A 23,626-nucleotide genomic window follows, 5' to 3' on the forward strand; every position below is an offset into this window, starting at 1 on the left:
GACACCCATGGGCAATCGCTCGCTGCTCCTGCGCTACGTGCTGCTGGCCATCGGCTGGCTGAGCGTAGCGTTGGGAGTGATCGGTATTTTCCTGCCGGTATTGCCGACCACCCCCTTCCTCCTGCTCGCCGCCGCCTGCTTCGCTCGAAGCTCCCCGCGTTTCTACCAGTGGCTGGTGGAACACCCGCGCCTGGGCCCCTGGATTCGTGACTACCTGGACGGCAACGGCATCCCGCTCAAGGGCAAGGTCTACGCCATCGGCCTGATGTGGCTGAGTATCGGTTTTTCCTGCTACCTGGTGCCGTTGCCATGGGCACGTGGCTTCATGTTGACCAGCGCGGTGCTGGTGACAATCTACATCCTGCGCCAGAAAACCTTGCCACCGCGCTGAGCGCCCCCTGCGACATTAGATCCCACACGACCTTGGTCGACACTGACTAACCCCAGGCATCATGCGAGACTGTCCAACCGGGCCTGGAATGCCTGGGTGTTCTCATGCTCGGAGTTACCATGACGCTGTCCAGCGGGCTGATCGCCGCCGTTGCCCTGGCCTATATGGCCATTATGTTTGCCATCGCCTTCTACGGTGACCGCCGCCGTGCGCCGCTGCCGCCGCGCATGCGTGCCTGGGTCTATAGCCTGTCGCTGGCCGTCTACTGCACCAGTTGGACCTTCTTCGGCGCCGTAGGCCAGGCCGCCGAACAACTGTGGGCGTTCTTACCGATCTACCTGGGACCGGTGCTGTTGCTGGTGTTGGCACCCTGGGTCCTGCAGAAGATGATCCTGATCAGCAAGCAGGAAAACATCACCTCCATCGCCGACTTCATCGCCGCACGCTATGGCAAATCCCAGTCCCTGGCGGTGGTGGTCGCGCTGATCTGCCTGGTGGGCGTGCTGCCTTATATCGCCCTGCAACTCAAAGGCATTGTGCTGGGGGTCAACCTGCTGATTGGCGCAGGTGCCGATACCACCGGCACCCGAGCCCAGGACACGGCGCTGATCGTGTCCCTGGTGCTGGCGCTGTTCACCATTGTGTTCGGTACCCGCAACCTCGACGCCACCGAACACCACCGCGGCATGGTGCTGGCGATTGCGTTTGAATCGTTGGTGAAGCTGTTCGCCTTTCTCGCGGTCGGGGCGTTTGTGACCTACGGCCTGTACGACGGTTTCGGCGACCTGTTCAGCCAGGCGATGCTCGCGCCACGCCTGGAGGAATACTGGAAGGAAACCATCAACTGGCCGTCGATGGTGGTGCAGACCGGCGTCGCCATGATGGCGATCATCTGCTTGCCTCGGCAGTTCCATGTGACGGTCGTGGAGAACATCGACCCCCAGGATCTGCGCCTGGCCAAGTGGGTGTTCCCGGCCTACCTGATCCTCGCCGCGCTGTTTGTCGTGCCGATCGCCTTGGGCGGCAAAATGATGCTGCCCGGCTCGGTGCTGCCGGACTCCTACGTGATCAGCCTGCCCATGGCCGAAGCCCACCCGGCCCTCGCCGTGCTGGCGTTTATCGGCGGTGCGTCGGCGGCCACCGGCATGGTGATCGTGGCGAGCATCGCCTTGTCGACCATGGTCTCCAACGACATGCTGCTGCCCTGGCTGCTGCGCCGTTCCAGCGCCGAGCGGCCGTTCGAAGTGTTCCGCCACTGGATGCTGTCGGTGCGCCGGGTCAGCATCGTGATCATTCTGCTGCTGGCGTATGTCAGCTACCGCCTGCTGGGCTCCACCGCGAGCCTGGCGACCATCGGCCAGATCGCGTTTGCCGCGGTGACTCAACTGGCCCCGGCCATGCTTGGCGCACTGTATTGGAAGCAAGCCAACCGACGCGGTGTATTTGCGGGGCTGGCGGCGGGTACGTTCCTGTGGTTCTACACCTTGGTCCTGCCGGTTACCGCGAAAAGCCTGGGTTGGTCCCTCGCCATTTTCCCGGGGCTGACGTGGATGCATTCGCAGCCGCTCGGTTTGTCCGTCACCTCACTGACCCTGGGCACCGTGTTCTCCCTGGCCGGTAACTTCACGCTGTTCGTGTGGGTGTCGATGCTGTCGCGCACACGTGTCTCGGAACACTGGCAAGCCGGGCGCTTTATCGGCCAGGAAATCAGCCAGCGCGCCAATGCCCGCTCGATGCTGTCGGTACAGATCAGCGACCTGCTCAGCCTGGCCGCGCGGTTTGTCGGCGAAGAACGGGCCCAGCAGAGTTTTATCCGCTTCGCCTATCGCCAGGGCAAAGGCTTTAACCCCAACCAGAATGCCGACAACGACTGGATCGCACACACCGAGCGATTGCTGGCCGGTGTGCTCGGCGCATCCTCGACTCGGGCCGTGGTGAAAGCGGCGATCGAGGGGCGGGAAATGCAGCTCGAGGACGTCGTACGTATCGCCGACGAAGCCTCGGAAGTGCTGCAATTCAATCGCGCATTGCTGCAGGGCGCTATCGAGAACATCACCCAGGGCATCAGTGTGGTGGACCAGTCCCTCAAGCTGGTGGCCTGGAACCGGCGTTACCTGGAGTTGTTCAATTACCCGGACGGGCTGATCAGCGTAGGCCGACCGATTGCCGACATCATCCGCTACAACGCCGAGCGCGGCCTGTGCGGGCCGGGGGAAGCGGAGGTCCACGTGGCGCGCCGCCTGCATTGGATGCGCCAGGGCCGCGCGCATACCTCAGAGCGGCTGTTCCCGAATGGGCGGGTGATCGAGCTGATCGGCAACCCGATGCCCGGCGGCGGCTTCGTCATGAGCTTCACCGACATTACCGCGTTCCGCGAGGCCGAGCAGGCACTCACCGAGGCCAACGAAGGCCTCGAGCAACGGGTGACCGAGCGCACCCACGAACTGTCGCAGCTCAATGTGGCGCTCACCGATGCCAAGGGCGTTGCCGAGTCCGCCAGCCAGTCAAAGACGCGCTTCCTCGCGGCCGTCAGCCATGACCTGATGCAACCGCTGAACGCCGCCCGCCTGTTCTCCGCTGCCCTTTCCCACCAGAACGACGGCCTGTCCAGCGAAGCCCGGCAACTGGTACAGCACCTGGACAGCTCGCTGCGTTCGGCCGAAGACCTGATCAGCGACCTGCTGGATATCTCGCGCCTGGAAAACGGCAAGATCAACCCGCAGCGCCAGCCCTTTGTGCTCAACGAACTGTTCGACACCCTCGGCGCGGAATTCAAGGCCCTGGCCCAGGAACAAGGCCTGCGTTTTCGCCTGCGCGGCAGCCGCTTGCGCGTCGACAGTGACATCAAGTTGCTGCGACGGATCTTGCAGAATTTTCTGACTAACGCTTTCCGGTATGCCGACGGCCCGGTGCTGCTGGGCGTACGTCGGCGCAAGGGCGAGCTGTGCCTGGAAGTCTGGGACCGAGGCCCTGGCATCCCGTTGGATAAACAGAAGGTGATCTTCGAAGAGTTCAAACGCCTGGACAGCCACCAGACCCGCGCCGAGAAAGGCCTGGGCCTGGGCCTGGCGATTGCCGACGGCCTGTGCCGGGTGCTGGACCATCGCCTGAGCGTGCGCTCATGGCCCGGCAAGGGCAGCGTGTTCAGCGTGCGTGTGCCGCTGGCACGCAACCAGGCCAGTCCGCAGGTCAAGCCTACCCAGGAGAACGGCCTGCCGTTAAGCGGCGCGCAAGTACTCTGCGTGGACAACGAAGAGAGCATCCTGATCGGTATGCGCAGCCTGCTGACACGCTGGGGCTGTGAAGTGTGGACCGCCACCGACCAGGCCCAATGTGCGGCGCTGCTGGAGCAAGGCGTACGCCCGCAACTGGCACTGGTGGATTACCACCTCGACCACGGTGAGACTGGCACCGAGCTCATGGGCTGGCTGCGGGCGCAAATGGCGGAGCCGATTCCCGGCGTGGTCATCAGTGCCGACGGCCGCCCGGAGATGGTGGCAGAGGTGCATGCGGCAGGGTTGGATTACCTCGCCAAACCGGTGAAGCCGGCCGCGCTGCGGGCGTTGCTGAGTCGACACTTACCGCTATAAACCGGATGTACTCAGTCAATATGTGGGAGGGGGCTTGCCCGCTTCCACCTTTCGGATTGTGTTTATTCGGGAAGGTGCGCGACGCCGTCGGCGTCGGTCATCGCCCGCTCCAGCAAATCCGCCGGCAGGCTTTTGCTGGCACGCGCACCGAGCAACCTTAATTGCTCGGTGCGACTGACCAGGTTTCCGCGCCCATCTGTCAGCTTGTTCCGCGCCGCGCTGTAAGCCTTATCCAACTGCTGCAGACGATTGCCCACCTCATCCAGATCCTGGATAAACAGCACGAACTTGTCGTACAGCCACCCGGCGCGTTCGGCGATTTCGCGGGCGTTCTGGCTTTGACGCTCTTGCTTCCAGAGACTGTCGATCACCCGCAGGGTGGCGAGCAGCGTCGTTGGGCTGACGATCACGATATGCCGGTCGAAAGCTTCTTGGAACAGATTCGGTTCGGCCTGCAAGGCCGCGGAAAAAGCGGCTTCGATCGGCACGAACAACAACACGAAATCCAGGCTGTGCAGGCCTTCCAGGCGTTTGTAATCCTTACCGGCCAAGCCTTTGACGTGATTGCGCAGCGACAGTACGTGCTGCTTCAAGGCTGCCTGGCCGATCACCTCATCATCCGCTGCGACATACTGCTGGTACGCGGTCAGGCTGACCTTGGAGTCCACCACCACCTGCTTGTCACCGGGCAGCATGATCAGCACATCCGGTTGGAAGCGCTCACCGTCCGGGCCCTTTAAGCTGACCTGGGTCTGGTACTCGCGGCCCTTCTCCAGGCCGGCGTGCTCCAGCACCCGTTCGAGGATCAGCTCGCCCCAGTTGCCCTGGGTTTTCTGGCCCTTGAGGGCGCGGGTCAGGTTGGTGGCTTCGTCTGACAGACGCAGGTTCAGCTGCTGCAGGCGTTCAAGCTCCTTGGCCAGGGAAAAGCGCTCGCGAGCCTCGTTCTGATAGCTCTCTTCCACGCGTTTTTCGAAGGACTGGATGCGTTCCTTCAAGGGGTCGAGCAACTGGCCCAGGCGCTCCTGGCTGGTCTCGGCAAAGCGCTGCTCGCGCTCATCGAAGATCTTGCCGGCCAGCTCAGCGAACTGCGCACGCAACTCGTCCCGCGAGCCTTGCAGGTCGGCGAGGCGCTGCTGATGGCTTTCCTGCTGCTCGCGCAGTTCGGCGCGCAAGGCGGCCGACAGTGCGTCGAGGCGGCGTAATTCGGTTTCCTTGGCGCTGCGGTCAAGGTTCCAGGCGTGGGCGGCGTCGCGGGCGTTGTCGCGATCGATCTGCAACAGCTCGACCTCGCGGCGCACTGCAGCCAGGTCAGCTTGCTTGGCGGCGTTGGCCTGGCTCAGATCGCTGATTTCATCGCGACTGGCATCCAGTTGAGCGGCGAGGCCCTCCTGGGCCAGTTGCGCAGTGGCCAGGCGCTCTTCGAGCAGTTCCCAGCCAGTGGTCCGCGCGGTCAACCGCCGCTGAATCTGCCAGCACACCGCCAATAAAGGCACTGTGGCGCCAGCCAGGCCCAGGGCAACACTGGTCCAGTCAAAAACCATAGCCATTTCTGCCATCACCGAAAAGGAGCAAGGTTAACCAAGCGTAGAGCGTGAGGACAGCTCAGTCTTCGACCTGACCCAGTTCCCGTTGGGCACGGCGGTCACCGGCACGGGCGGCCAGGCGCAGCAGATCGTGGCCGATGCGGCGGTCGCGGGCGTTGCCGCACTCGCGGCACATCAATTGGCCCAGACGGCTTTGCGCAGCCACTACGCCCTCACGGGCCGGCTGCTTGAGCAAGCGCCCGGCGAAGTGTTTGATGTTGGTGCTATGGCCCAGGCGTGGGCTGTCGAGCAACCACAGGGCGACTTTCAAGGAAAAACGCTTGGGTGCGGTAACAGTCTGGGAGGTATCGGTAACAGAAGGTGATACTAAGCGAAACTTCATAAAGCACTGTGGGACAGAACGGAAGGCGCGCCACTCTACTCTTTTTTTCGCACAGGTAAAGCTGAAAAAACCCGGCACGCCCGTTCTAGAGCAAGCGCTTGGGACAATCCACAGAAGCTGTGGATAACTCAGTGGACAACCAGCCTTTAACTCGCGCAAAGGCCCATGGAACGGGGCCCACAGTCAAACTGACGATTTTTTCACCAATAAAAAAAAGCCAGATTTTTCATTGACTTAAATTTCCATTGCAGGCAAATGGCGGCCCTGTCCAGCGACTGACAGCCAGGTTACACACGCCGCAACTAATGTGCACAAGTACCGATCCGATGGTTATATCTCCGGCTTTTTTTGAAGCGATAGCCTTCAAAAATGTTACCGCCGAGGCAAAACAGGGACTTTTCAAATCTTTGCCAGCTCGCCACACTGCCCGACGGACAACACAACGCTGAGTGGGCCGATGAAAGGAATGCTGTTATTCGCCGTGTTGTTACTGGCCATCTGTGCCATTTCATTAGGGATAAATGTCGTACTGCCATCCCCGGATGGGGCGTTGTTTGCCATCGCCATCCTGCTATCGGCCGCGTTCACCGCCGTGAGCCTGTGCATCGAGCTGGGTGAAGGGCGTATCGATGACATGGGCGATGTGATGAAGATGGTCGAGACCGGCCAATCCTTGCGCCTGACCCTGGCCGCCTATGGGTTGGGTTGTTCCCTGGCCGCCGCCGTCACGGTGCTGGTGTATCGCGGCCTGCTGGGCGGCTGATTGAAGTTTTTTGACTAGCACGCTTCCATTGCCTGTTTCAATCCGTTACTATCCGCAGCGTTAGTACCAAGCTGAAAGTCAATTCTGGTCGAACAACTCCCCTGAACAACACGGGATCGACCACCTCGATGGTTTCCAGGTATCACTTGCGACGACACTGCCTTTGAACAAGCAAAGGGTGCCGCGAAGTTTTAATACTCTGACCGAACCAACCTGCAAATTGATCAGGATCTTCACCCCGGGCCCAGAACCTTTGCCCTTGTTGTGTTGCCTGCCCTCCTAAGTACCTACCTGCCAGCCCAAGCGCGCCTAACTTAATCAGCGCTTCAAACTGGCTGCTTTGTTCCAGTCGGGTTCTTCGTTCGATCAATGGTGATCAACGTTACTGGAACGTTTTAACGTTGCACGGTTCTTATCCGTGTCATTTGTAGGAACACCAATAATATGTCCGCTATCCACACTCAGGATGCCATTCGCACCCTCACCAACGCTTTTGCCCCAATGAACTGCCTGATCATGGCCGCTCGCAAAGGCTGCTTCAGCTTCACCCTGGTCAACGAACACGGCATCGCCCGTCACAGCGAACGCCTGTACCCCGATCAATACTCCAGCGCTGAACCGCTGCAGGCCGTGATCGAGCGTACCCGTCAGGCACTGGTTGCCTGATCGACCCGAGTCGCTGAAACACAAAAAACCCTGTTTAAAACACAGGGTTTTTTATTGCCCGTCATTCTTGCCTCGAGTATTTGCACTAAGTTCAAATCGATATAAACGTTATAACTGGTTGAAGAAGATGTTTTAAAAACAGTCCTTTACCTCATGAATATGACACTACACTTCAACTCAAGCGGCATGATCCGCTTCCGACGAGCCTGAGAGCCGATCCACTGCTGCCAAGCCCCCTTTCTCAGGGCTCGTCGACCCTTTTCACGGATTGAGGCATGTATGGGTATCGCAGCCAGTGAATTGTGTCGCTATGTGATCCGGCCGACCTTGACGTACCTCGGCCAGCAGAGCCCAACGGCTGAGTCACTGCTGCTGGGTATCGCCGCCAGCCAGTCGGAATTGGGTTCTGCCCTGCATGATCGACGCGGCCACGGCCTGTACAGCATCACCGAACCTCGCCATCGCGCCTTGTGGGATAACTACCTGGCGCTCGATCCCGAGCGTGCCAGCCTGGTACGCGGGCTCGCCAGCCAACACGCCTTTCTCAGTGCGCCCCAACTGGAACTCACCGTAAACCTGCGTTATGCCACGGCCATCGCCTGGCTCCTGGTCGAACAACACAGCCCCGCCCTGCCACCACCCGGTGATGTTTTAGCCATGGCGCGTATCTGGAAAGAAATATTTCATCCTCAAGGAAGGCTGCGGGATTTCACCCAGGCCTGGCAAACCTGTGTTTCGCCCTTGAATCACGTGGCCTGCTGACCGGGCAATTTGCAAGATTCGGCAAAAAAGCCGAATTTTGGTCGGATTGTCCTACAAAACCGCTCTATCTCCTGCATTACAGCCTATAGCGCGATGTTAATTTTATTGATACTTTCCGCTGCGGTGATCACCACGGAGTTCTAATAATGAAAAAAGTAATGCTCAAGACCACACTTAGCCTCGCCGTTGCCATGGCATCCTCCCAACTGTTCGCAAGCGGTTTCGCACTGAACGAACAGAGCGTCAGCGGGATGGGTACGGGTTTCGCAGGTCGCTCTTCTTCTGCCGATGATGCAAGCACTGTCTACGGTAACCCGGCCGGTATGTCCCGTCTGAATGGCCAACAAATCACCGGTGGTGTCGCTGCCATTGATGCGTCGACCGATATCAGCAATACCGGTGGCAACTCTCGCGGTTCCAACAAAGGCGACATGGTTCCGTTCACCGCGGTGCCATTCGGTTTCTACACCAACAAACTCAACGATCAGTGGGCTATCGGCTTCGGTGTATACGCACCGTTCGGCCTGGTGACCGACTATGAAAACGGCTTCCAGGGTCGCGGCTTCGGCAGCAAGAGCGAAGTGAAGGTCATGACCTTCCAGCCAACTGTCAGCTATGCGTTCAATGATCGTGTATCCATCGGCTTTGGCCCGACCATCAACCGGATTTCCGGTGTGCTTGAGTCGGACAAGACCCTCAGCCCGCTTGCCTCCGACACCAACGTCAAAATCAAGGGTGACGATACCGCCCTGGGTTTCAACGTCGGCGTATTGGTCCAGGCCACCGACACCACTCGCGTGGGCCTGACCTACCACTCGAAGGTCAAGTACAAGCTGGAAGGCCACACCACGGTCAGCGGCCCAGCGGCCACTCAACCGTTCCTGCGTAACAACCGTTACGACGCTTCGTTGAAAATCGACACCCCAGAGTCCTACGACCTGTCGGTCACCCAAGACCTGACCGACGCCTGGAAACTCTACGGCGGTGCAACCTGGACGCGTTGGAGTCGCCTGAAAGAGATCACCGTCAACAACGAAGGCGTAACAGCTGCAGGCGGCTTACTGGCGCCAAGCCAACTGGGCTCTATCACTGAAGAACAAAATTGGCACGACACCTGGGCCTACGCCGTGGGTACCTCGTATCAGTTGACCAAGCAAGTCGTGCTGCGTACCGGCCTGACCTTCGACCAATCCCCGGCCAACAACACCGATCGTTCGCCGCGCATCCCGACGGGCGACCGTACGATCTTCAGCGTGGGCCTGGGCTACAAAGTCATGGATAACATGACCGTCGACCTGGCGTATTCGTACCTGAAAGAAGAAGACGTCAAGATCAACCAGACGGCTAACGCCCCGTCGACAGCCAGTTACCGCGCCAAGTACGAAAACAGTGCCAACGGTTTCGGCCTGGGCATGACCTACACCTTCTGATCCGGACGGGTGTAAAAAAGCCCCGCTCTCCTGCAAGGGAGGCGGGGCTTTTCAGTGCCCGATAATCAGGGTTTGGACGCTATCGCCTGCTCCACCGCCTTGATCAGGTCGGGGCTGTCCGGCTTGGTGAGGCTGGAGAAATCGGCAATCACCTTGCCCTGGCGGTCCACCACGTACTTGTAGAAATTCCACTTCGGCGCATTGCTCTGCTGCGCCAATACCTTGAACAGGTGCACCGCGTCCGGCCCCTTGACCTTCTGCGGCTCGGTCATGGTGAAGGTCACGCCGTAGTTCACGTAGCAGACCTTGGCGGTTTCTTCGCCGGTCTTGGCTTCCTGCTTGAAGTCATCGGATGGCACGCCGATCACCTCCAACCCTTCATCCTTGTAGCGCTGATACAGCGCTTCGAGGCCTTTGAATTGCGGCGCGAACCCGCAAAAGCTCGCCGTGTTGACGATCACCAGGGGCTTGCCGGCAAAACGTTGGCACAGGTCGATGGATTCCTTGGCGCGCAACTTGGGCAATTGACCCTCCAGCAACGGCGGGCAATCGGCAGCCAACGCCACGCCGCCAAAAGCAGCCATCAGCACGGGTACAGCCAGCCAGCGCATCTGCATGTCGAAACGTCCTTTAAAGAGTTCAGGCACCGAACTTAACAGATCGACATACCCAGTTGCATCAACGCCAGGCCACCGCGCTGCCAGCCCCACCAGGCCAGGGCCAGCAACAGTGCGGCCGCGATTGCCCCGCCAAACCAATACCAGGTCGAACTCATGCCGTCTCCATCTGCGCCTGCAATCGCGCCACCGGCCGCTCACGCACCGGCCAGTTAAGGGCTGCGGCGAGCACGCTCAACAGGATTGCCACTTGCCAGATCAAATCGTAGTTACCGGTTCGATCATAGACCACTCCGCCCAACCAACCGCCAAGGAACGAGCCGAGCTGGTGGAAAAGGAACACGATCCCACCGAGCATGGACAGGTTTCGCACCCCGAACAATGTGGCGACCGTGCCGTTGGTCAGCGGTACCGTGGACAGCCACAAAAAGCCCATGGCCATGCCGAACAGGTAGGCCGTGACTTCGGTCACCGGTGCCCACAGGAACAGGATGATCACCACCGCGCGCAGCAGGTACAACCCGGTCAACAGGCGCGGCTTGGACATGCGCCCGCCAAGCCAGCCGGCGGTATAGGTGCCGAAGATATTGAACAACCCAATCAACGCCAACACCGTGGTGCCGACCGTGGCCGGCAAGTGCTGGTCCACCAGGTAGGCCGGCAGGTGCACACCAATAAACACCACCTGGAAACCGCAGACGAAAAAGCCGAAGGCCAGCAGCCAGAACCCGGAGTGGGAGCAGGCTTCCTTCAAGGCTTCACCCAGGGTCTGCTGGCCGGCCATGACCGGCAGCGGGCGATCCTTGAGCATGCTCACCAGCGGCAGGATCAGCGCCACCATCAGGCCCAGCGCCAGCAACGCGGCCGACCAGCCCAGCCAACTGATCAAGCCCAAGGTGCCCGGCACCATGGCGAACTGGCCAAACGAACCGGCGGCACTGGCAATGCCCATGGCCATGCTGCGCTTTTCCGGCGCCACGGCGCGGCCGACCACGCCCAGAATCACCGAGAACGATGTACCCGACAGGCCAATCCCGATCAGCAGGCCGGCACTCAAGGACAATGACCACGCCGAATCCGACAGGCCCATCAACACCAGGCCCGCGGCGTATAACACCCCGCCGACAAACACCGCCCTGGTGGCGCCGAACCGGTCGGCCAGGGCACCGGTAAAGGGCTGCGCCAGGCCCCAGATCAGGTTCTGCAAGGCGATGGCAAAGGCAAAGGTCTCACGGCCCCAGCCGAATTCGCTGCTCATCGGCGCCAGGAACAGGCCGAACCCGTGCCGCACGCCCAAGGACAACGCCAGGATCAGCGCACTCCCTACAAGGATCCAACCACTGGTGCGCCACATCGACGTCATTTCTTATTCTCCGTTCGCGGGTATATACCCGCTTGTATTCGAACAAACCCGCGTTCAGGCGAGTTCATCCAGCAAGGCCAACAGGGTTTCGCGTTTTTCCGCGCCGAGTTGATCGATCAATTTCTGTTGCGCTGCCTCCCAGGCGGGTAACGCTGCCGCCAGGCGCTCTTCACCGGCGGCGGTCAACAGCACCAGGCGGTTGCGCAGGTCATCGCCCTCCACCATCCGCACCAGGCCCTCACCTTCCAACACCCGCAGGTTGCGCCCCAAGGTGCTGCGATCCAGGCCCATGGCGTCGGCCAGGCTGGAAATGCTCGGTTGATCGAGGCGCTGCAGGTTGCACAGCAAGGAATACTGGGCGACGTTGATCCCGAAGCCGTCGAGGGCGCCGTCGTAGTGCCTGCTGACGCCACGGGCGGCACGTCGCAGGTTGGTGCATAAACATTGGGAGGCAAGCATGGAACGTGTATATACCCGCGATTAAGGAAATGCAAGAAAGTGTTACAACGCCAAACCGACCAGAACAGCCACTTCCAGCAGCTCCAGCAGCGCGCCAGCGGTATCGCCGGTGGTGCCGCCGAGGCGATTGACCATCAGTTGGCGCAGGCCGATAAAACACACGGCCGCGAGCAGCACGGCGAGCCCCCCGCTGAAACCACCGATCAGGATGCAGGCCAGGCCACTGAGGATCAGCACCTGTTGCCCGACGACGCGCGGTAAATGATCCGACAACGCCTGGCCCAACCCACCCGCTCGCACATAGCGCGTGGTGAGAAACAACCCCAGCATCGACGCGCGGCCGATCAACGGCGCGAGAATCAACGCCACACCGTTGCGCTGTTCGATCAAAGCCACCAGCGCGGTGAACTTGAGCAGCAACACCAGGCCCAGGGTGACCACCGCAATCGGCCCGCTGCGCGGGTCTTTCATGATGCTGAGGGTGCGCTCGCGGTCGCCGAAGCCACCCAGCCAGGCATCGGCGCTGTCCGCCAGGCCGTCGAGGTGCAAGCCGCCACTGAGCAACACCCAGGCCGTCAGCAGCAGCGCGGCGTGCAACAACAGCGGTGATCCGATCAACAGCGTATTGAGCCCCCACAGCAGCACGCCGAACAGCAACCCGACTACAGGATAAAACAGCAACGAGCGCCCCAGTTCCTGCGGTTGCGGCATACCCGGCAGGCGAATCGGCAAACTGCTCAGGAACTGCACGGCGATCCAGAACGGCAGCATGCTCAGACTCCTTCCTTCAACACGCCATCGGCGCCGACCCGCAGGTTGAACAACCCGCCATGAGCGACTTCGACATTCAGCAACTGCTCACGGGGCAGCCCCCGAGCCTGGGCCAACAGCAAACGCATCACCCCACCGTGGCTGATCAACAGCACACGCTCACCGGCATATGCCTTATGCAGGCGCAGGACGGCGCCCAAAACCCGCAGGGAAAACGCGCTGACCGGTTCGCCCTGGGGCGGCGTGAAGCTATAGGGATCGGCCCAAAACCGGCCCAGGCCTTCGGCGTCGGTCTCCATCAGCGCTGCCGCACTTTGCCCTTCCCAGGCACCGAAGTGCAGTTCCTGCAGGTCCTTTTCCAGACTCACCGGCACATTCAGCCGCGCGCCCAGTTCATCCGCGAACCGCGCGCAGCGTTGCAGCGGCGAGCTGATCAGCCGATCCCAGGGCCCCTGTGCCACCACAGCGGCGCGCATCTGTTCCCAGCCCTTGGCGGTCAATGCATCGTCCAGGCTGCCGCGCAGGCCACCCCCCAGTTCGGTTTCGCCATGGCGCAACAGGTCCAGGTGCAAGGTCATGCCGGACGGTCTGCCACGGCCGCTTCGGCAAACGTCGCCATCTGCCCGTGCAGCGCACAGGCCAGGCGCAGCAATGGCACCGCCAACGCCGCGCCACTGCCCTCGCCCAGGCGCAGGCCGAGTTCCAGCAACGGTTGTGCATCGAGGCTCTGCAAGACATGGCGATGGCCAGGCTCGGCGCCGCGGTGGCCGAACAGCAGCCATTCGCGGCACGCCGGGTTCAAGCGTGTGGCGACCAGTGCCGCGACGGTGCAGATAAACCCATCCACCAGCACCACGATGCCTTCCTGGGCGCAGGCCAGATAAGCGCCCACCAGGGCAGCGATTTCAAAGCCACCGAGATTGCACAGGGTGTGCAGCGCATCCCCACGCTGCGCCGCATGCACGGCCAGCGCGCGTTCGATCACCGCCACCTTGTGACTGACGCCTTGGGCATTCAATCCGGTGCCCGGGCCTGTCAGCTCGGTCACCTGGCAATCGAGCAAGGCGCAGGCCAGCGCACTGGCGGCGGTGGTGTTGCCAATGCCCATCTCGCCGCCAACAAACAACTGCGCACCGCTTTCACGGGCGCGCAGCACACTGTCGCGACCCGCCTGCAATGCCAATCGGCCCTGGGCGCCGGTCATTGCCGGGCCCTTGACGAAATTGGCGGTGCCCGCGCCAATATTCAGGTGACGCACGCCATGCAGGCTCAGCGAAGGGGTCACCGTACCGAGGTCGACCACTTCCAACTGCGCATCCAGTTGCCGCGCCAATACACTGATGGCCGCGCCACCGGTGACAAAGTTATGCAGCATTTGCCCGGTCACTTCCTGGGGAAACGCCGATACACCTTCGGCAACCACGCCGTGGTCACCGGCAAAGATGGCGATCCACAGCCGGTCCACCGACGGTTTGACCTGGCCCTGCAAGCCGGCCAATTGCACCGCCAGCGCTTCCAGCTGGCCCAGGGAACCGGCCGGCTTGGTCAATTGCTGCTGGCGCGCCAGGGCTTGTTCGTACGCCGAGGCGTCAATGGCCTTACAAGGGTTGAGCCACCAGGTGTCAGTCATAACGCAGTACCTTTCAACGTCAGGGGCAGGCCGGCAACCGTCAGGACAACACGCTGACAGCGCTCGGCCAAGGCTTGATGCAGCCAACCGGCTTCATCCACATAGCGGCGAGTCAATTCGCCCAGCGGCACGACACCCAGACCGGTCTCGTTGCTGACAAAAATAATTTCACCCGGCAGCACGGCCAGGCTTTCCAGCAATTGATCGCGCTCGAACGCCAGGCGCTGCGCGTCTTCGAGCATCAGCAGATTGGTCAGCCACAGGGTCAGGCAATCCACCAACAGGCAACGACCGGGCGCAGCGTTTTCGCGTAGCACACGCGCCAGCTCGACAGGTTCTTCGATCAAACCCCAGTGATCAGGGCGACGCTCGCGATGCAAGGCAACGCGGGCATTCATCTCGCCGTCAAGCGGTTGGCTGGTGGCGATATAGATCACGGGCAAAGCGCTGTCGCCGGCGAGTTTTTCAGCGAGGCGGCTTTTGCCGGAGCGGGCGCCACCTAAAATCAGTTGAAGCATGAGACCCCCCCTCCCCACCCACCACTCCACGATGCGAAGCGAGTCGTTTTTGATCCTGCTTTTGATCTGAAGTCGCCCCGTAAACCACGCTGGCCGAACGCAGGCTTGAATCCGTGGGTAACCCGGCAGGACGCCGGGTTAGCCGCACTGGGCCAGGGATGGCCCATTGCGGCGGCCCACGGATTCAAGCCTGCGTTCGGGCACACCGAGCCCAAGCGAGGTGCCGAGTGGTGGGGCGAAGGCCTTTTGCTTACTTTTGGGCCTTTCCAAAAGTGAGCCGCTGTAAGAGCGGAACCATAAGTGGCCGTTACCGCAGGAATGGATATGTACACCGAAAGTCCCCTCCCACATTTGAACCGTGTGTACACCCTTAAACCCCACACAGACTACGCAACAAATCGGTGTCCAAATGGTTCTCCACCAAATCCGCCAACCGCTCAATGTCCCGCTCGCGCAAAGCGTGATAATCCACTTCCTGCACATCCTCCAACCCAGCCCAACGCAACAAGGCACTGCAAGCCGCCGGCGTCTCGAACAAACCATGCAGATACGTACCAAGGATCTGCCCGTCAGCACTCAAAGCCCCATCACTACGCCCGTCGTCCAGCACCACGGCGGCATGAGACAGCGCATCGCCCGACGTCACCCCTGCATGAATCTCATACCCACTGACCTCAGCATCCTCCAGCACCAACCGCCCACGCACATTGCGCAATTGCTTCTCTTCTTCCAAGGTCGTGCTGAACGCCAACAACCCCAGCCCCTCACTGGAACCCGCCCCCCCTTCCAAGCCCAACGGGTCATGCACCTGCTCGCCCAACATCTGCAGCCCGCCGCAAATCCCCAGCACCTTGCCGCCGTAGCGCAAGTGCCGCGCCACGGCGGTGTCCCAGCCATGGGCACGCAGGTACGCGAGGTCGCTGCGCACGCTTTTCGAGCCCGGCAGGATGACCAGGTCGGCGGCCGGAATCGGCTGGCCCGGCCCGATGAACTGCAAGTCCACCTGAGGATGCAGGCGCAGCGGATCGAAATCCGTATGGTTGCTGATGCGCGGCAACACCGGCACCACCACCTTGAGCACCTGCGCCGCCTTGTCGATCTGGCGTTGGTCGATACCGTCCTCGGCTTCCAGGTGCAGGTCCATCACGTAGGGCAATACGCCCACCACCGGTTTGCCGGTGCGTGCCTGCAACCAATCCAGGCCGGGTTGCAGCAGTGCGATGTCGCCGCGAAAGCGGTTGATGATGAAGCCCTTGACCCGCGCCTGTTCGCTGGGAGAGAGCAATTCCAGGGTGCCGACCAGATGGGCGAACACCCCGCCGCGATTGATGTCGGCAATCAGCAGCACCGGGCAGTCGACGGCCTCGGCGAAGCCCATATTGGCAATGTCGTTGGCGCGCAGGTTGATCTCCGCCGGGGAGCCTGCGCCTTCCACCATCACCACCGGGTAGGCTTCGCTCAACCGCGCGTGGGAAGCCAGCACCGCCTGCATCGCGATGGCTTTGTAGTCGTGATAGGCCACCGCGTTCATGCTGGTCACGGCGCGGCCATGGATGATCACCTGGGAGCCGGTGTCGCTGTTGGGCTTGAGCAGCACCGGGTTCATGTCGGTATGGGGCGCCAGGTTGGCCGCCTGGGCCTGCACCGCCTGGGCACGACCGATCTCGCCGCCCTCGGCCGTCACCGCACTGTTGAGCGCCATGTTCTGCGGTTTGAACGGCACCACGGCAATGCCCTGGCGTACCAGCCAACGGCACAACGCGGTCACCAGGGTACTTTTGCCGGCATCGGAGGTGGTGCCTTGCACCATCAGCGTACTCATGAGGCGTCCTTGTAGGCAGCCAGCGCTTCGTCGAGACGCGACCAATCGGCCTCGGTGTCGGGCAGGCCAAACCGCACGCTGCTGTTGTGCACAAACAGGCGCAGCAAGATGCCGCGCTGGGCCATGAATTCGTGCATGCGCTCGGCGTGCGGGGTGATCAACCATTGGAACAACGCGCAGCCGCCCTGGGGTTGAAAGCCACGACGCTCGAGCAGTTCAAACAAACGCTGGCCGGCCTCGATGCAGCGTGCCCGCTGCCGTGCATGACCGGCAGTATCGCGCAGGCACACTTGGCCCAGTACCCGCGTCGGCCCGCTGACAGCCCAGGGCCCAACCTGTTCGGCCAGCAACTTGAGCAGCCTGCGCTCGGCCAGCACAAAGCCCAGGCGCACCCCGGCCAGGCCGAAAAACTTGCCGAACGAACGCAGCACAATCAGGCCGACCTGATGGGCCTGGCTCGCCAGGCTCAACTGCGGGGTGACATCCATGAACGCTTCGTCCACCACCAGCCAGCCGCCGCGCTGGGCCAGCCTTGTGTGCCAGTCCAGCAGGCGTTGCGGGGCCAGGCTCAGTCCGGTGGGGTTATTGGGATTGACCACCACCAGCACGTCGAGGACGTCGAGGAAGAAGTCGACTTCCTGCTCCTGCACTTCACGCACCACGTAGCCGGCACGCCGCCAGGCCTCGGCATGTTCGGCGTAGCACGGCGACAGCACGCCGACCTTGCCGGCACGGCGCAGGCGCGGCAGCAACTGAATCGCCGCCTGGGAGCCGGGCACCGGCAGCAGATGCGCGGCGCCGTAATACTCGCTGGCCGCCTGTTCCAGGCCGTCGTCGGACTCCGGCAAGCGCGCCCAGGCCCGCAGCGGAATCTCCGGGATCGGCCATGGCCAGGGTGCGAGGCCGCTAGACAGGTCCAGCCAATCGGCCTCGGCAATCCCGTACTGAATCGCTGCCTTGCGCAGCCGGCCACCGTGCTCAAGCATAAAATTGCCCCCCCACGCAGAGAATCAGCAACCACAACCATACGCCGCGCTGCACCAGTTGCCAGCCGCGGTCGATAGAGTCGGCATCCGCCGCCGGGCCTTCGCCCAGTGGCGGACGCTGGTGCACCTCGCCGTGGTAAATCGCGGCGCCACCCAGCTCAACGCCCAACGCGCCAGCGCCGGATGCCATCACCGGCCCGGCATTGGGACTGTCCCAGGTCGGCCCCTGGGTGCGCCAGCATTTGAGGGCCAGGCGGGTTTTGCCCAGCACGGCGTAGGTCAAGGCCACCAGGCGTGCAGGCACATAGTTGAGTACATCGTCGATCTTGGCCGCGGCCCAACCGAAACGCTCGAAGCGTTCATTGCGATAGCCCCACATCGCGTCGAGCGTATTGCTCAGGCGGTAGAGCACCACGCCCGGTACGCCGGCGACGACAAACCAGAACAACGCGGCAAACACCGCATCGCTGCCGTTTTCCAGCACCGATTCGGTGGCGGCACGGGCGACTTCGGTGCGATCCAGTTCACTGGTCTGGCGGCTGACCAGGTAGCTCACCCGTGTGCGGGCCGCGTCGAGGTCATCGCCGCGCAGGGCCTGGGCCACCGGGATCACATGCTCGCCGAGGCTGCGCATGCCGAGGGCGCAGTACAACGCGAGGATCTCCAGGACCCAGCCGATATACGGCGCCCACGACAACGCGGTGGCCAGCAGGGTCAATGGCACCACGGCGATAACCCACGCGGTCACGCCATGGCTGCGCCAGCCCCGGCCACCGCTGTTGAAACGCTGCTCGATGCGCCCGGCAAAATTGCCGAACGCCACCAGCGGATGCCAGCGCCTGGGCTCGCCCAGCAGCGCATCCAGCGCCACTGCTGCGACACACAGCAAGGCCACACTCATTGACTCACTCCCCACGCATTTTCATACACCATGTCACTCAACGGCCGAGGCTCGGTCCAGCCTTCGAGCTGCAACATCGGTGCCGGGTAAAACTCCGTCACCGGCCCCAGGCACAAGACCGCCAGGGGTTTCGCACCGGGCGGCAGGCGCAGCAGGTCGGCCAGGGCCTGGGGTTCGAACAGCGAGACCCAGCCCATGCCCAACCCCTCGACCCGCGCGGCCAGCCACAGGTTCTGGATCGCACAGGACAGCGACGCCAGGTCCATCTCCGGCAAGGTGCGCCGCCCGAAGATGTGGCGCTCGCGATCATCCATCAACGCCGCCACCAGCACTTCGGCGCAGTCGTGAATGCCTTCGACCTTGAGCTTCATGAACGCATCGGAGCGCTCGCCCAACGCCTCGGCGGTGCGCACGCGTTCTTCTTCCACCAACTGTTGAATCCGGCTGCGCAACGCGCGGTCGCTGATGCGGATAAACCGCCAGGGCTGCATCAGGCCGACACTGGGCGCCTGGTGCGCGGCCTGGAGCAGGCGATGCAGCAATTCGGGCGCGACACTGCCGCCGCTGAAGTGGCGCATGTCGCGGCGTTCGGCGATGGCGCGGTAGACGGCGTCGCGGTCGGCCTGGGGGAAAGCGTTGTCGGTCATGGCCCTATCGGGGGCAAGCCCCCTCCCACAGTGGATGGGGTTTCAGCTCGGTCCGGGGCAAACAACGCGGCTACCGCCGTCGGATTCGACGGGAAATAGAAGTGCACGTAAGAGGCCGTCATCCGCCCCTGCCGGAACACCGCTTCGGCACCGCGCCCACCGTTCGGGCTCAGGCCACGGGCAATCGGCTGGCACTCGGTGCTGGTCAGGGAATGGTGGTACGTGTGCCCGCGCAGCACGCCTTCCGGCAGTTCGACACTTTGCAGGGCCAGGGCCGCGAGTTTCTTTTGCATCACCGCATCGCCTTGCAGCAGGCCGACCAGTTCGGCGCGGGTGCCGTCGACATCGGTGAGCGAGTCCAGCAGGTAGAGCATGCCGCCACACTCGGCGAGCAAGGGTTTGCCGGCGGCATGATGGTTACGAATGGCGTCAAGCATCGGCGTGTTTTGCGACAGCGCCTGGTGGTGCAATTCCGGGTAACCGCCGGGCAAATACAGGCTGTCAGCCTCGGGCAGCTGGCGATCATGGATCGGCGAGAAGAAGTGCAACTCGGCCCCCATCGCCCGCAGCAGGTCGAGGCTGGCGCCATAGGTGAAGGCGAAGGCTTCGTCACGGGCCACCGCAATGCGCACACCGGCCAGCAATGGTTCGGCCATGATCACTTCCGGCGCGGCGAAGGTCACCGGTGGCGGCAATGCGACTTCGCAGCTGCTGCCCAGGGCCTGGGCGGCGGCGTCCAGGCGCACGTCGAGGTCATTCAGCTCGCTGGCCTGCACCAGGCCCAAATGGCGGCTGGGCAGTTCGATCCCGGTTTCGCGGGACAGGGCGCCATACCAGCGCAAGCCTTCGGTGAGGCTGCCTTCCAGCAACTGCGCATGGCGCAGGGTGCCGACGCGGTTGGCCAGCACCCCGGCAAACGGCAGGTCCGGCTGATAGCGCGCCAGGCCCAGGGCCAGGGCGCCAAACGTCTGGGCCATGGCGGTGCCGTCGATCACACCGAGCACCGGCACGCCGAAATGCCGCGCCAGGTCGGCGCTGGACGGTGTGCCATCGAACAGGCCCATCACGCCTTCGATCAGGATCAGGTCGGCCTCACCCGCCGCTTCCCACAGCAGGCGGCGACTTTCCTGCTCGCCCACCATCCACATGTCCAATTGATACACCGGCGCACCGCTGGCGCGCTCGTGGATCATCGGGTCCAGGAAATCCGGGCCGCATTTGAACACGCGTACCCTGCGCCCCAGGTTGCGGTGCAAACGGGCCAGCGCGGCGGTGACGGTGGTTTTGCCCTGGCCGGACGCCGGTGCAGCGATCAGGACGGCCGGGCAGTGACGGGGCTGATTCAAAGTTCGACGCCCTTCTGTGCCTTGATCCCGGCCTGGAACGCGTGCTTGAGCATGCCCATTTCGGTGACGGTATCGCCCATTTCGATCAATTCAGGCTTGGCGCCACGGCCGGTGACGACCACGTGCTGCATCGGCGGACGCGCTTGCAGGTCGCTGAGGACCTGGTCCAAGTCGAGGTAACCATGCTTGAGGGCGATGTTCAGCTCATCCAGCACCACCAGGCCGATGCGCGGGTCTTGCAGCAGTTCGCGAGACACGGCCCAGGCGGCTTCGGCGGCAGCGATATCGCGCTGGCGGTCCTGGGTCTCCCAGGTGAAGCCTTCGCCCATCACGTGGAAACGCACTTGCTCGGGGAAGCGACGGAAGAACAACTCCTCACCGGTGCTGTTGCGCCCCTTGATGAACTGCACCACACCGCACTGCATGCCGTGGCCCATGGCGCGCGCGAGCATACCGAATGCCGAGCTGCTCTTGCCTTTGCCGTTGCCGGTCAGCACCAGCAGCAAGCCGCACTCATTGGGGGAATTGGCGATGCGCTCGTCGATCACGGCTTTTTTGCGCAGCATGCGCGCCAGGTGGCGTTCGTCGCGGTCGGGGGTATCGGTCATGGCAGCTCTCCGTTGGGGCTGGACAAAAACGGCAGGCAGGAAAAAACAGACAGCCAAGCATCGCCCACCGTGATGCTGTTGGATGATCCAGGCCGGTCTCCGGGCTCATGAGTGGTGCGCTGGCTCATCGACAGAGCGAACACGCCGACGGCGCGCCTTCCCATATCGCGGGCGATACAGTGGCAAAAGGCACCGTCTTGACTCATTTACCGTTGCGGGGGCAGCGCCGGAATCGCGGCAGCACTGTGTACAAGTGCGCTCGCTCACCGGCTTCCCTGTTTCACTCGGTCGACCCGTGGGTCACAGAGCACCTGGAACAAGCCGCGAAGGTTAGTGGGTTGGGGGTGGAGCGTCAATTAAAGCTGGCCTTGCACTTGAACCATCGCACCAGCGCCCTCCTCTACCCTTACAGGTATCAAGGAGAACACCATGCATAAAACCAGACTCGCCCTACTCATCATGCTCGCCGGCACCCTCGCGGGCTGCGGTGAAAGCTCCACCCTGCAGGTGTCCGACGGCACCGGGCCGTCGCCGCAGCTACCCGAGCCGAACAAAACCCTGATTCCCACGGTGAACATTGCCCCGGCTATCGGCTGGCCGGAGGGCGTGAAGCCAACGGCGGCGGCCGGCACCCAAGTGGCGGCGTTCGCCGAAGGCCTGGATCACCCGCGCTGGCTGTATGTATTGCCCAACGGCGATGTGCTGGTGGCAGAAACCAATGCGCCGCCCAAACCGGATGATTCCAAGGGCATTCGCGGCTGGGTCATGGAGAAGGTCATGGGCCGCGCCGGTGCCGGGGTGCCGAGCCCCAATCGCATTACCCTGCTGCGCGACGCCGATCACGATGGGGTTGCCGAGACCCGTACGGTGTTCCTGGAAAACCTCAACTCGCCCTTCGGTATGACACTGGTCGGCAATGACCTGTACGTCGCCGATTCGGACAAGCTGCTGCGTTTTCCCTATCAAGCGGGCGAAACCGCGATCAAGGCACCTGGCACCAAGGTGGTCGACCTGCCGGGCGGGCCCCTGAATCACCACTGGACCAAGAACGTGATCGCCAGCAAGGACGGCAGCAAGCTGTACGTGAGCGTCGGCTCCAACAGCAACGTCGGTGAGAACGGTCTTGAGGCGGAACAGGGCCGGGCGGCTATCTGGGAAGTCGATCGCGCCAGCGGCCAGCAGCGCATCTTCGCTTCCGGCCTGCGTAACCCTAACGGCATGGCCTGGGAACCCCAGAGCGGCAAGCTATGGACAGCGGTAAACGAGCGCGACGAGATCGGCAGCGACCTGGTGCCCGACTACATCACCTCGGTCAAGGATGGCGGGTTCTATGGCTGGCCCTTCAGCTATTACGGCCAGCATGTGGATGTACGCGTCACGCCGCAGAACCTGGACCTGGTGGCCAAGGCAATCGTGCCGGACTATGCGGTAGGGCCGCACACCGCGTCTTTGGGACTGACGTTCGCCGAGGGCAGCAAACTCCCGGCGCCGCTCAGCAACGGCGCGTTCATCGGCCAGCATGGCTCATGGAACCGCAAGCCCCACAGTGGCTACAAGGTGATCTTCGTGCCGTTCGAGGCAGGCCAGCCTAAAGGGCAGCCAGTGGACGTGCTGACCGGGTTTCTCGATAAAGATGAGAACGCCATGGGCCGGCCGGTGGGCGTGGTGATCGATCAGCAAGGGGATTTGCTGGTGGCGGATGATGTGGGGAATAAGGTGTGGCGGGTGTCGGCCACTAGGTAGCGAAGCCGCAAGCTTCAAGCGTGGAGCTGCAAGGTGGCATTGCACCCTCTTGCAGCTTACGACTTGAAGCTTATCGCTGATTTCAGGGATTACGTGCCAGGTTTGCTGGCAACACACGCTTGGCGCTCAGATAGGCATTCTGCCAATACGCCTTGGACAAGGTGTCCAGCTTGACCGTACCGCCGGTCTGCGGCGCATGCACAAAGCGACCTTCGCCCACGTAAATCCCGGCGTGGCTGACCTGGGAGCCGCCACCGGTGGCGAAGAACAGCAGGTCGCCGGTCTGCAGGTTCTGCTCGCTGACATCCTGGGCGCGCATCACGATCAGTTCGCGAGTGGTGCGCGGCAGGGAGATGCCGGCGGCGTCGCGGAAGACGAAGCCGATCAGGCCACTGCAATCGAAACCCGAGTCCGGCGTGTTGCCGCCCCAACGGTAAGGCGTGCCGACCAGGCCCAGTGCACGAAAGAGTACGTCTTCGGCCGCAGGCGAGAAATTCTGGGTGGAATAGTTGAATACCGGCTTGGGCTTGACCGCAACGGGAGCGGGTGGCGGCCGGCTGGCGCAGGCGCTGATAAGCGCGGCGCAGAGAATAAGGAGCAGGCGGGCTGAGGTCGACATGTGCAGAACAATCCTGGTCTGGATGCGGCTATCGCTGCCGAACGCTGAAAACCAGAACGCGCAAGCAA

The 23,626-nt window shown here is 62.4% G+C and carries 24 protein-coding genes and 1 riboswitch; of the genes, 7 read left to right on the plus strand and 17 right to left on the minus strand.

The genetic code is table 11. From position 1 onward, the window contains the following. The first annotated feature begins 7 nt into the window (after positions 1 to 7). Together BLW22_RS21100 and BLW22_RS21105 are read left to right on the plus strand one after the other, a co-directional pair. Positions 8 to 391, plus strand: a complete 384-nt coding sequence (locus BLW22_RS21100; RefSeq protein ID WP_027603821.1) for a YbaN family protein — start codon at positions 8 to 10, stop codon at positions 389 to 391. A gap of 119 nt (positions 392 to 510) precedes the next feature. Then, complete coding sequence (locus BLW22_RS21105) at positions 511 to 3,981, plus strand: hybrid sensor histidine kinase/response regulator (protein ID WP_074847414.1); 3,471 nt, start codon at positions 511 to 513, stop codon at positions 3,979 to 3,981. Positions 3,982 to 4,043: 62 nt separating this feature from the next. On the opposite strand, the gene BLW22_RS21110 is transcribed toward BLW22_RS21105, so the two are convergent. Together BLW22_RS21110 and BLW22_RS21115 are read right to left on the minus strand one after the other, a co-directional pair. Beyond that, the gene (locus BLW22_RS21110) at positions 4,044 to 5,408 is read right to left on the minus strand and encodes a DNA recombination protein RmuC (protein ID WP_174562748.1); all 1,365 of its coding nucleotides are present in this window, start codon (positions 5,406 to 5,408) and stop codon (positions 4,044 to 4,046) included. 175 nt (positions 5,409 to 5,583) lie between these two features. Beyond that, positions 5,584 to 5,907 carry an SEL1-like repeat protein gene (locus tag BLW22_RS21115; RefSeq protein WP_065924934.1) on the minus strand — a complete coding sequence of 108 codons (324 nt, stop codon included), beginning with the start codon at positions 5,905 to 5,907 and terminating at the stop codon, positions 5,584 to 5,586. 457 nt (positions 5,908 to 6,364) lie between these two features. Here BLW22_RS21115 and BLW22_RS21120 point away from each other — a divergent pair, with 457 nt between their 5' ends. The 4 genes from BLW22_RS21120 (at position 6,365) to BLW22_RS21140 (ending at position 9,528) form a co-directional block, all read left to right on the plus strand. Next, the gene (locus tag BLW22_RS21120) at positions 6,365 to 6,670 is read left to right on the plus strand and encodes a hypothetical protein (protein WP_065924933.1); all 306 of its coding nucleotides are present in this window, start codon (positions 6,365 to 6,367) and stop codon (positions 6,668 to 6,670) included. Between the two features lie 444 nt (positions 6,671 to 7,114). Then, the gene (locus BLW22_RS21130) at positions 7,115 to 7,336 is read left to right on the plus strand and encodes a hypothetical protein (protein ID WP_010563939.1); all 222 of its coding nucleotides are present in this window, start codon (positions 7,115 to 7,117) and stop codon (positions 7,334 to 7,336) included. A 279-nt stretch (positions 7,337 to 7,615) separates the two neighbouring features. Beyond that, on the plus strand, positions 7,616 to 8,098 hold the full coding sequence (locus BLW22_RS21135) for a hypothetical protein (protein WP_065946840.1): 483 nt from the start codon (positions 7,616 to 7,618) through the stop codon (positions 8,096 to 8,098). A gap of 146 nt (positions 8,099 to 8,244) precedes the next feature. Next, a complete protein-coding gene (locus BLW22_RS21140; protein WP_065924931.1) occupies positions 8,245 to 9,528 on the plus strand; it encodes an OmpP1/FadL family transporter in 1,284 nt (427 codons plus the stop codon). Between the two features lie 65 nt (positions 9,529 to 9,593). On the opposite strand, the gene BLW22_RS21145 is transcribed toward BLW22_RS21140, so the two are convergent. From BLW22_RS21145 to cobO, 14 genes are all read right to left on the minus strand, one after another. After that, the gene (locus tag BLW22_RS21145) at positions 9,594 to 10,145 is read right to left on the minus strand and encodes a glutathione peroxidase (protein WP_027603814.1); all 552 of its coding nucleotides are present in this window, start codon (positions 10,143 to 10,145) and stop codon (positions 9,594 to 9,596) included. Between the two features lie 35 nt (positions 10,146 to 10,180). Next, positions 10,181 to 10,303 (minus strand): hypothetical protein, encoded by a 123-nt coding sequence (locus BLW22_RS35620; protein ID WP_256097712.1) that lies wholly within the window; start codon positions 10,301 to 10,303, stop codon positions 10,181 to 10,183. Further along, complete coding sequence (locus tag BLW22_RS21150; RefSeq protein WP_162494272.1) at positions 10,300 to 11,499, minus strand: MFS transporter; 1,200 nt, start codon at positions 11,497 to 11,499, stop codon at positions 10,300 to 10,302. The genes BLW22_RS35620 and BLW22_RS21150 overlap by 4 nt, the downstream gene beginning before the upstream one ends. A gap of 63 nt (positions 11,500 to 11,562) precedes the next feature. Further along, the gene (locus BLW22_RS21155; protein ID WP_027603812.1) at positions 11,563 to 11,967 is read right to left on the minus strand and encodes a MarR family winged helix-turn-helix transcriptional regulator; all 405 of its coding nucleotides are present in this window, start codon (positions 11,965 to 11,967) and stop codon (positions 11,563 to 11,565) included. Positions 11,968 to 12,009: 42 nt separating this feature from the next. Then, positions 12,010 to 12,738: an adenosylcobinamide-GDP ribazoletransferase gene (locus BLW22_RS21160; RefSeq protein WP_074847416.1), complete on the minus strand. Its 729-nt coding sequence runs from the start codon at positions 12,736 to 12,738 to the stop codon at positions 12,010 to 12,012. Between the two features lie 2 nt (positions 12,739 to 12,740). Beyond that, the gene (gene cobC / locus BLW22_RS21165; protein ID WP_074847417.1) at positions 12,741 to 13,316 is read right to left on the minus strand and encodes an alpha-ribazole phosphatase family protein; all 576 of its coding nucleotides are present in this window, start codon (positions 13,314 to 13,316) and stop codon (positions 12,741 to 12,743) included. Beyond that, positions 13,313 to 14,368: a nicotinate-nucleotide--dimethylbenzimidazole phosphoribosyltransferase gene (gene cobT / locus BLW22_RS21170; RefSeq protein WP_065946842.1), complete on the minus strand. Its 1,056-nt coding sequence runs from the start codon at positions 14,366 to 14,368 to the stop codon at positions 13,313 to 13,315. Before cobT ends, cobC begins: the two co-directional genes overlap by 4 nt. Next, positions 14,365 to 14,886, minus strand: a complete 522-nt coding sequence (cobU, locus tag BLW22_RS21175) for a bifunctional adenosylcobinamide kinase/adenosylcobinamide-phosphate guanylyltransferase (protein WP_065940592.1) — start codon at positions 14,884 to 14,886, stop codon at positions 14,365 to 14,367. The genes cobT and cobU overlap by 4 nt, the downstream gene beginning before the upstream one ends. 370 nt (positions 14,887 to 15,256) lie before the next feature. Beyond that, the gene (locus tag BLW22_RS21185; RefSeq protein ID WP_065946843.1) at positions 15,257 to 16,708 is read right to left on the minus strand and encodes a cobyric acid synthase; all 1,452 of its coding nucleotides are present in this window, start codon (positions 16,706 to 16,708) and stop codon (positions 15,257 to 15,259) included. After that, positions 16,705 to 17,694 (minus strand): threonine-phosphate decarboxylase CobD, encoded by a 990-nt coding sequence (gene cobD, locus BLW22_RS21190; protein ID WP_065924923.1) that lies wholly within the window; start codon positions 17,692 to 17,694, stop codon positions 16,705 to 16,707. The genes BLW22_RS21185 and cobD overlap by 4 nt, the downstream gene beginning before the upstream one ends. Then, positions 17,687 to 18,595 (minus strand): adenosylcobinamide-phosphate synthase CbiB, encoded by a 909-nt coding sequence (cbiB, locus tag BLW22_RS21195; RefSeq protein ID WP_074847418.1) that lies wholly within the window; start codon positions 18,593 to 18,595, stop codon positions 17,687 to 17,689. Before cbiB ends, cobD begins: the two co-directional genes overlap by 8 nt. Further along, positions 18,592 to 19,242 carry a 5,6-dimethylbenzimidazole synthase gene (gene bluB / locus BLW22_RS21200; protein ID WP_074847419.1) on the minus strand — a complete coding sequence of 217 codons (651 nt, stop codon included), beginning with the start codon at positions 19,240 to 19,242 and terminating at the stop codon, positions 18,592 to 18,594. Before bluB ends, cbiB begins: the two co-directional genes overlap by 4 nt. Beyond that, on the minus strand, positions 19,239 to 20,588 hold the full coding sequence (locus BLW22_RS21205) for a cobyrinic acid a,c-diamide synthase CobB (protein WP_074847420.1): 1,350 nt from the start codon (positions 20,586 to 20,588) through the stop codon (positions 19,239 to 19,241). Before BLW22_RS21205 ends, bluB begins: the two co-directional genes overlap by 4 nt. After that, on the minus strand, positions 20,585 to 21,196 hold the full coding sequence (gene cobO / locus BLW22_RS21210; protein ID WP_065924919.1) for a cob(I)yrinic acid a,c-diamide adenosyltransferase: 612 nt from the start codon (positions 21,194 to 21,196) through the stop codon (positions 20,585 to 20,587). The genes BLW22_RS21205 and cobO overlap by 4 nt, the downstream gene beginning before the upstream one ends. 73 nt (positions 21,197 to 21,269) lie before the next feature. Then, positions 21,270 to 21,526, minus strand: a riboswitch (cobalamin riboswitch). 99 nt (positions 21,527 to 21,625) lie between these two features. Here cobO and BLW22_RS21215 point away from each other — a divergent pair. Next, a complete protein-coding gene (locus BLW22_RS21215; protein ID WP_074847421.1) occupies positions 21,626 to 22,939 on the plus strand; it encodes a PQQ-dependent sugar dehydrogenase in 1,314 nt (437 codons plus the stop codon). Positions 22,940 to 23,021: 82 nt separating this feature from the next. Here the strand turns inward: BLW22_RS21215 and BLW22_RS21220 are convergent, their stop codons facing one another. Beyond that, positions 23,022 to 23,558, minus strand: a complete 537-nt coding sequence (locus tag BLW22_RS21220; RefSeq protein ID WP_027603800.1) for a C40 family peptidase — start codon at positions 23,556 to 23,558, stop codon at positions 23,022 to 23,024. Positions 23,559 to 23,626: the final 68 nt, after the last annotated feature.

This window comes from Pseudomonas marginalis (assembly GCF_900105325.1).
Taxonomy (GTDB): domain Bacteria; phylum Pseudomonadota; class Gammaproteobacteria; order Pseudomonadales; family Pseudomonadaceae; genus Aquipseudomonas; species Aquipseudomonas marginalis.

Coding starts and splice junctions, on each gene's coding strand:
- BLW22_RS21100 (WP_027603821.1), top strand. CDS start 8: ATGGGCAATCGCTCGCTGCTCCTGCGCTACGTGCTGCTGGCCATCGGC.
- BLW22_RS21105 (WP_074847414.1), top strand. CDS start 511: ATGACGCTGTCCAGCGGGCTGATCGCCGCCGTTGCCCTGGCCTATATG.
- BLW22_RS21115 (WP_065924934.1), bottom strand. CDS start 5,907: ATGAAGTTTCGCTTAGTATCACCTTCTGTTACCGATACCTCCCAGACT.
- BLW22_RS21120 (WP_065924933.1), top strand. CDS start 6,365: ATGAAAGGAATGCTGTTATTCGCCGTGTTGTTACTGGCCATCTGTGCC.
- BLW22_RS21130 (WP_010563939.1), top strand. CDS start 7,115: ATGTCCGCTATCCACACTCAGGATGCCATTCGCACCCTCACCAACGCT.
- BLW22_RS21135 (WP_065946840.1), top strand. CDS start 7,616: ATGGGTATCGCAGCCAGTGAATTGTGTCGCTATGTGATCCGGCCGACC.
- BLW22_RS21140 (WP_065924931.1), top strand. CDS start 8,245: ATGAAAAAAGTAATGCTCAAGACCACACTTAGCCTCGCCGTTGCCATG.
- BLW22_RS21145 (WP_027603814.1), bottom strand. CDS start 10,145: ATGCAGATGCGCTGGCTGGCTGTACCCGTGCTGATGGCTGCTTTTGGC.
- BLW22_RS35620 (WP_256097712.1), bottom strand. CDS start 10,303: ATGAGTTCGACCTGGTATTGGTTTGGCGGGGCAATCGCGGCCGCACTG.
- BLW22_RS21150 (WP_162494272.1), bottom strand. CDS start 11,499: ATGTGGCGCACCAGTGGTTGGATCCTTGTAGGGAGTGCGCTGATCCTG.
- BLW22_RS21155 (WP_027603812.1), bottom strand. CDS start 11,967: ATGCTTGCCTCCCAATGTTTATGCACCAACCTGCGACGTGCCGCCCGT.
- BLW22_RS21160 (WP_074847416.1), bottom strand. CDS start 12,738: ATGCTGCCGTTCTGGATCGCCGTGCAGTTCCTGAGCAGTTTGCCGATT.
- cobC (WP_074847417.1), bottom strand. CDS start 13,316: ATGACCTTGCACCTGGACCTGTTGCGCCATGGCGAAACCGAACTGGGG.
- cobT (WP_065946842.1), bottom strand. CDS start 14,368: ATGACTGACACCTGGTGGCTCAACCCTTGTAAGGCCATTGACGCCTCG.
- cobU (WP_065940592.1), bottom strand. CDS start 14,886: ATGCTTCAACTGATTTTAGGTGGCGCCCGCTCCGGCAAAAGCCGCCTC.
- BLW22_RS21185 (WP_065946843.1), bottom strand. CDS start 16,708: ATGAGTACGCTGATGGTGCAAGGCACCACCTCCGATGCCGGCAAAAGT.
- cobD (WP_065924923.1), bottom strand. CDS start 17,694: ATGCTTGAGCACGGTGGCCGGCTGCGCAAGGCAGCGATTCAGTACGGG.
- cbiB (WP_074847418.1), bottom strand. CDS start 18,595: ATGAGTGTGGCCTTGCTGTGTGTCGCAGCAGTGGCGCTGGATGCGCTG.
- bluB (WP_074847419.1), bottom strand. CDS start 19,242: ATGACCGACAACGCTTTCCCCCAGGCCGACCGCGACGCCGTCTACCGC.
- cobO (WP_065924919.1), bottom strand. CDS start 21,196: ATGACCGATACCCCCGACCGCGACGAACGCCACCTGGCGCGCATGCTG.
- BLW22_RS21215 (WP_074847421.1), top strand. CDS start 21,626: ATGCATAAAACCAGACTCGCCCTACTCATCATGCTCGCCGGCACCCTC.
- BLW22_RS21220 (WP_027603800.1), bottom strand. CDS start 23,558: ATGTCGACCTCAGCCCGCCTGCTCCTTATTCTCTGCGCCGCGCTTATC.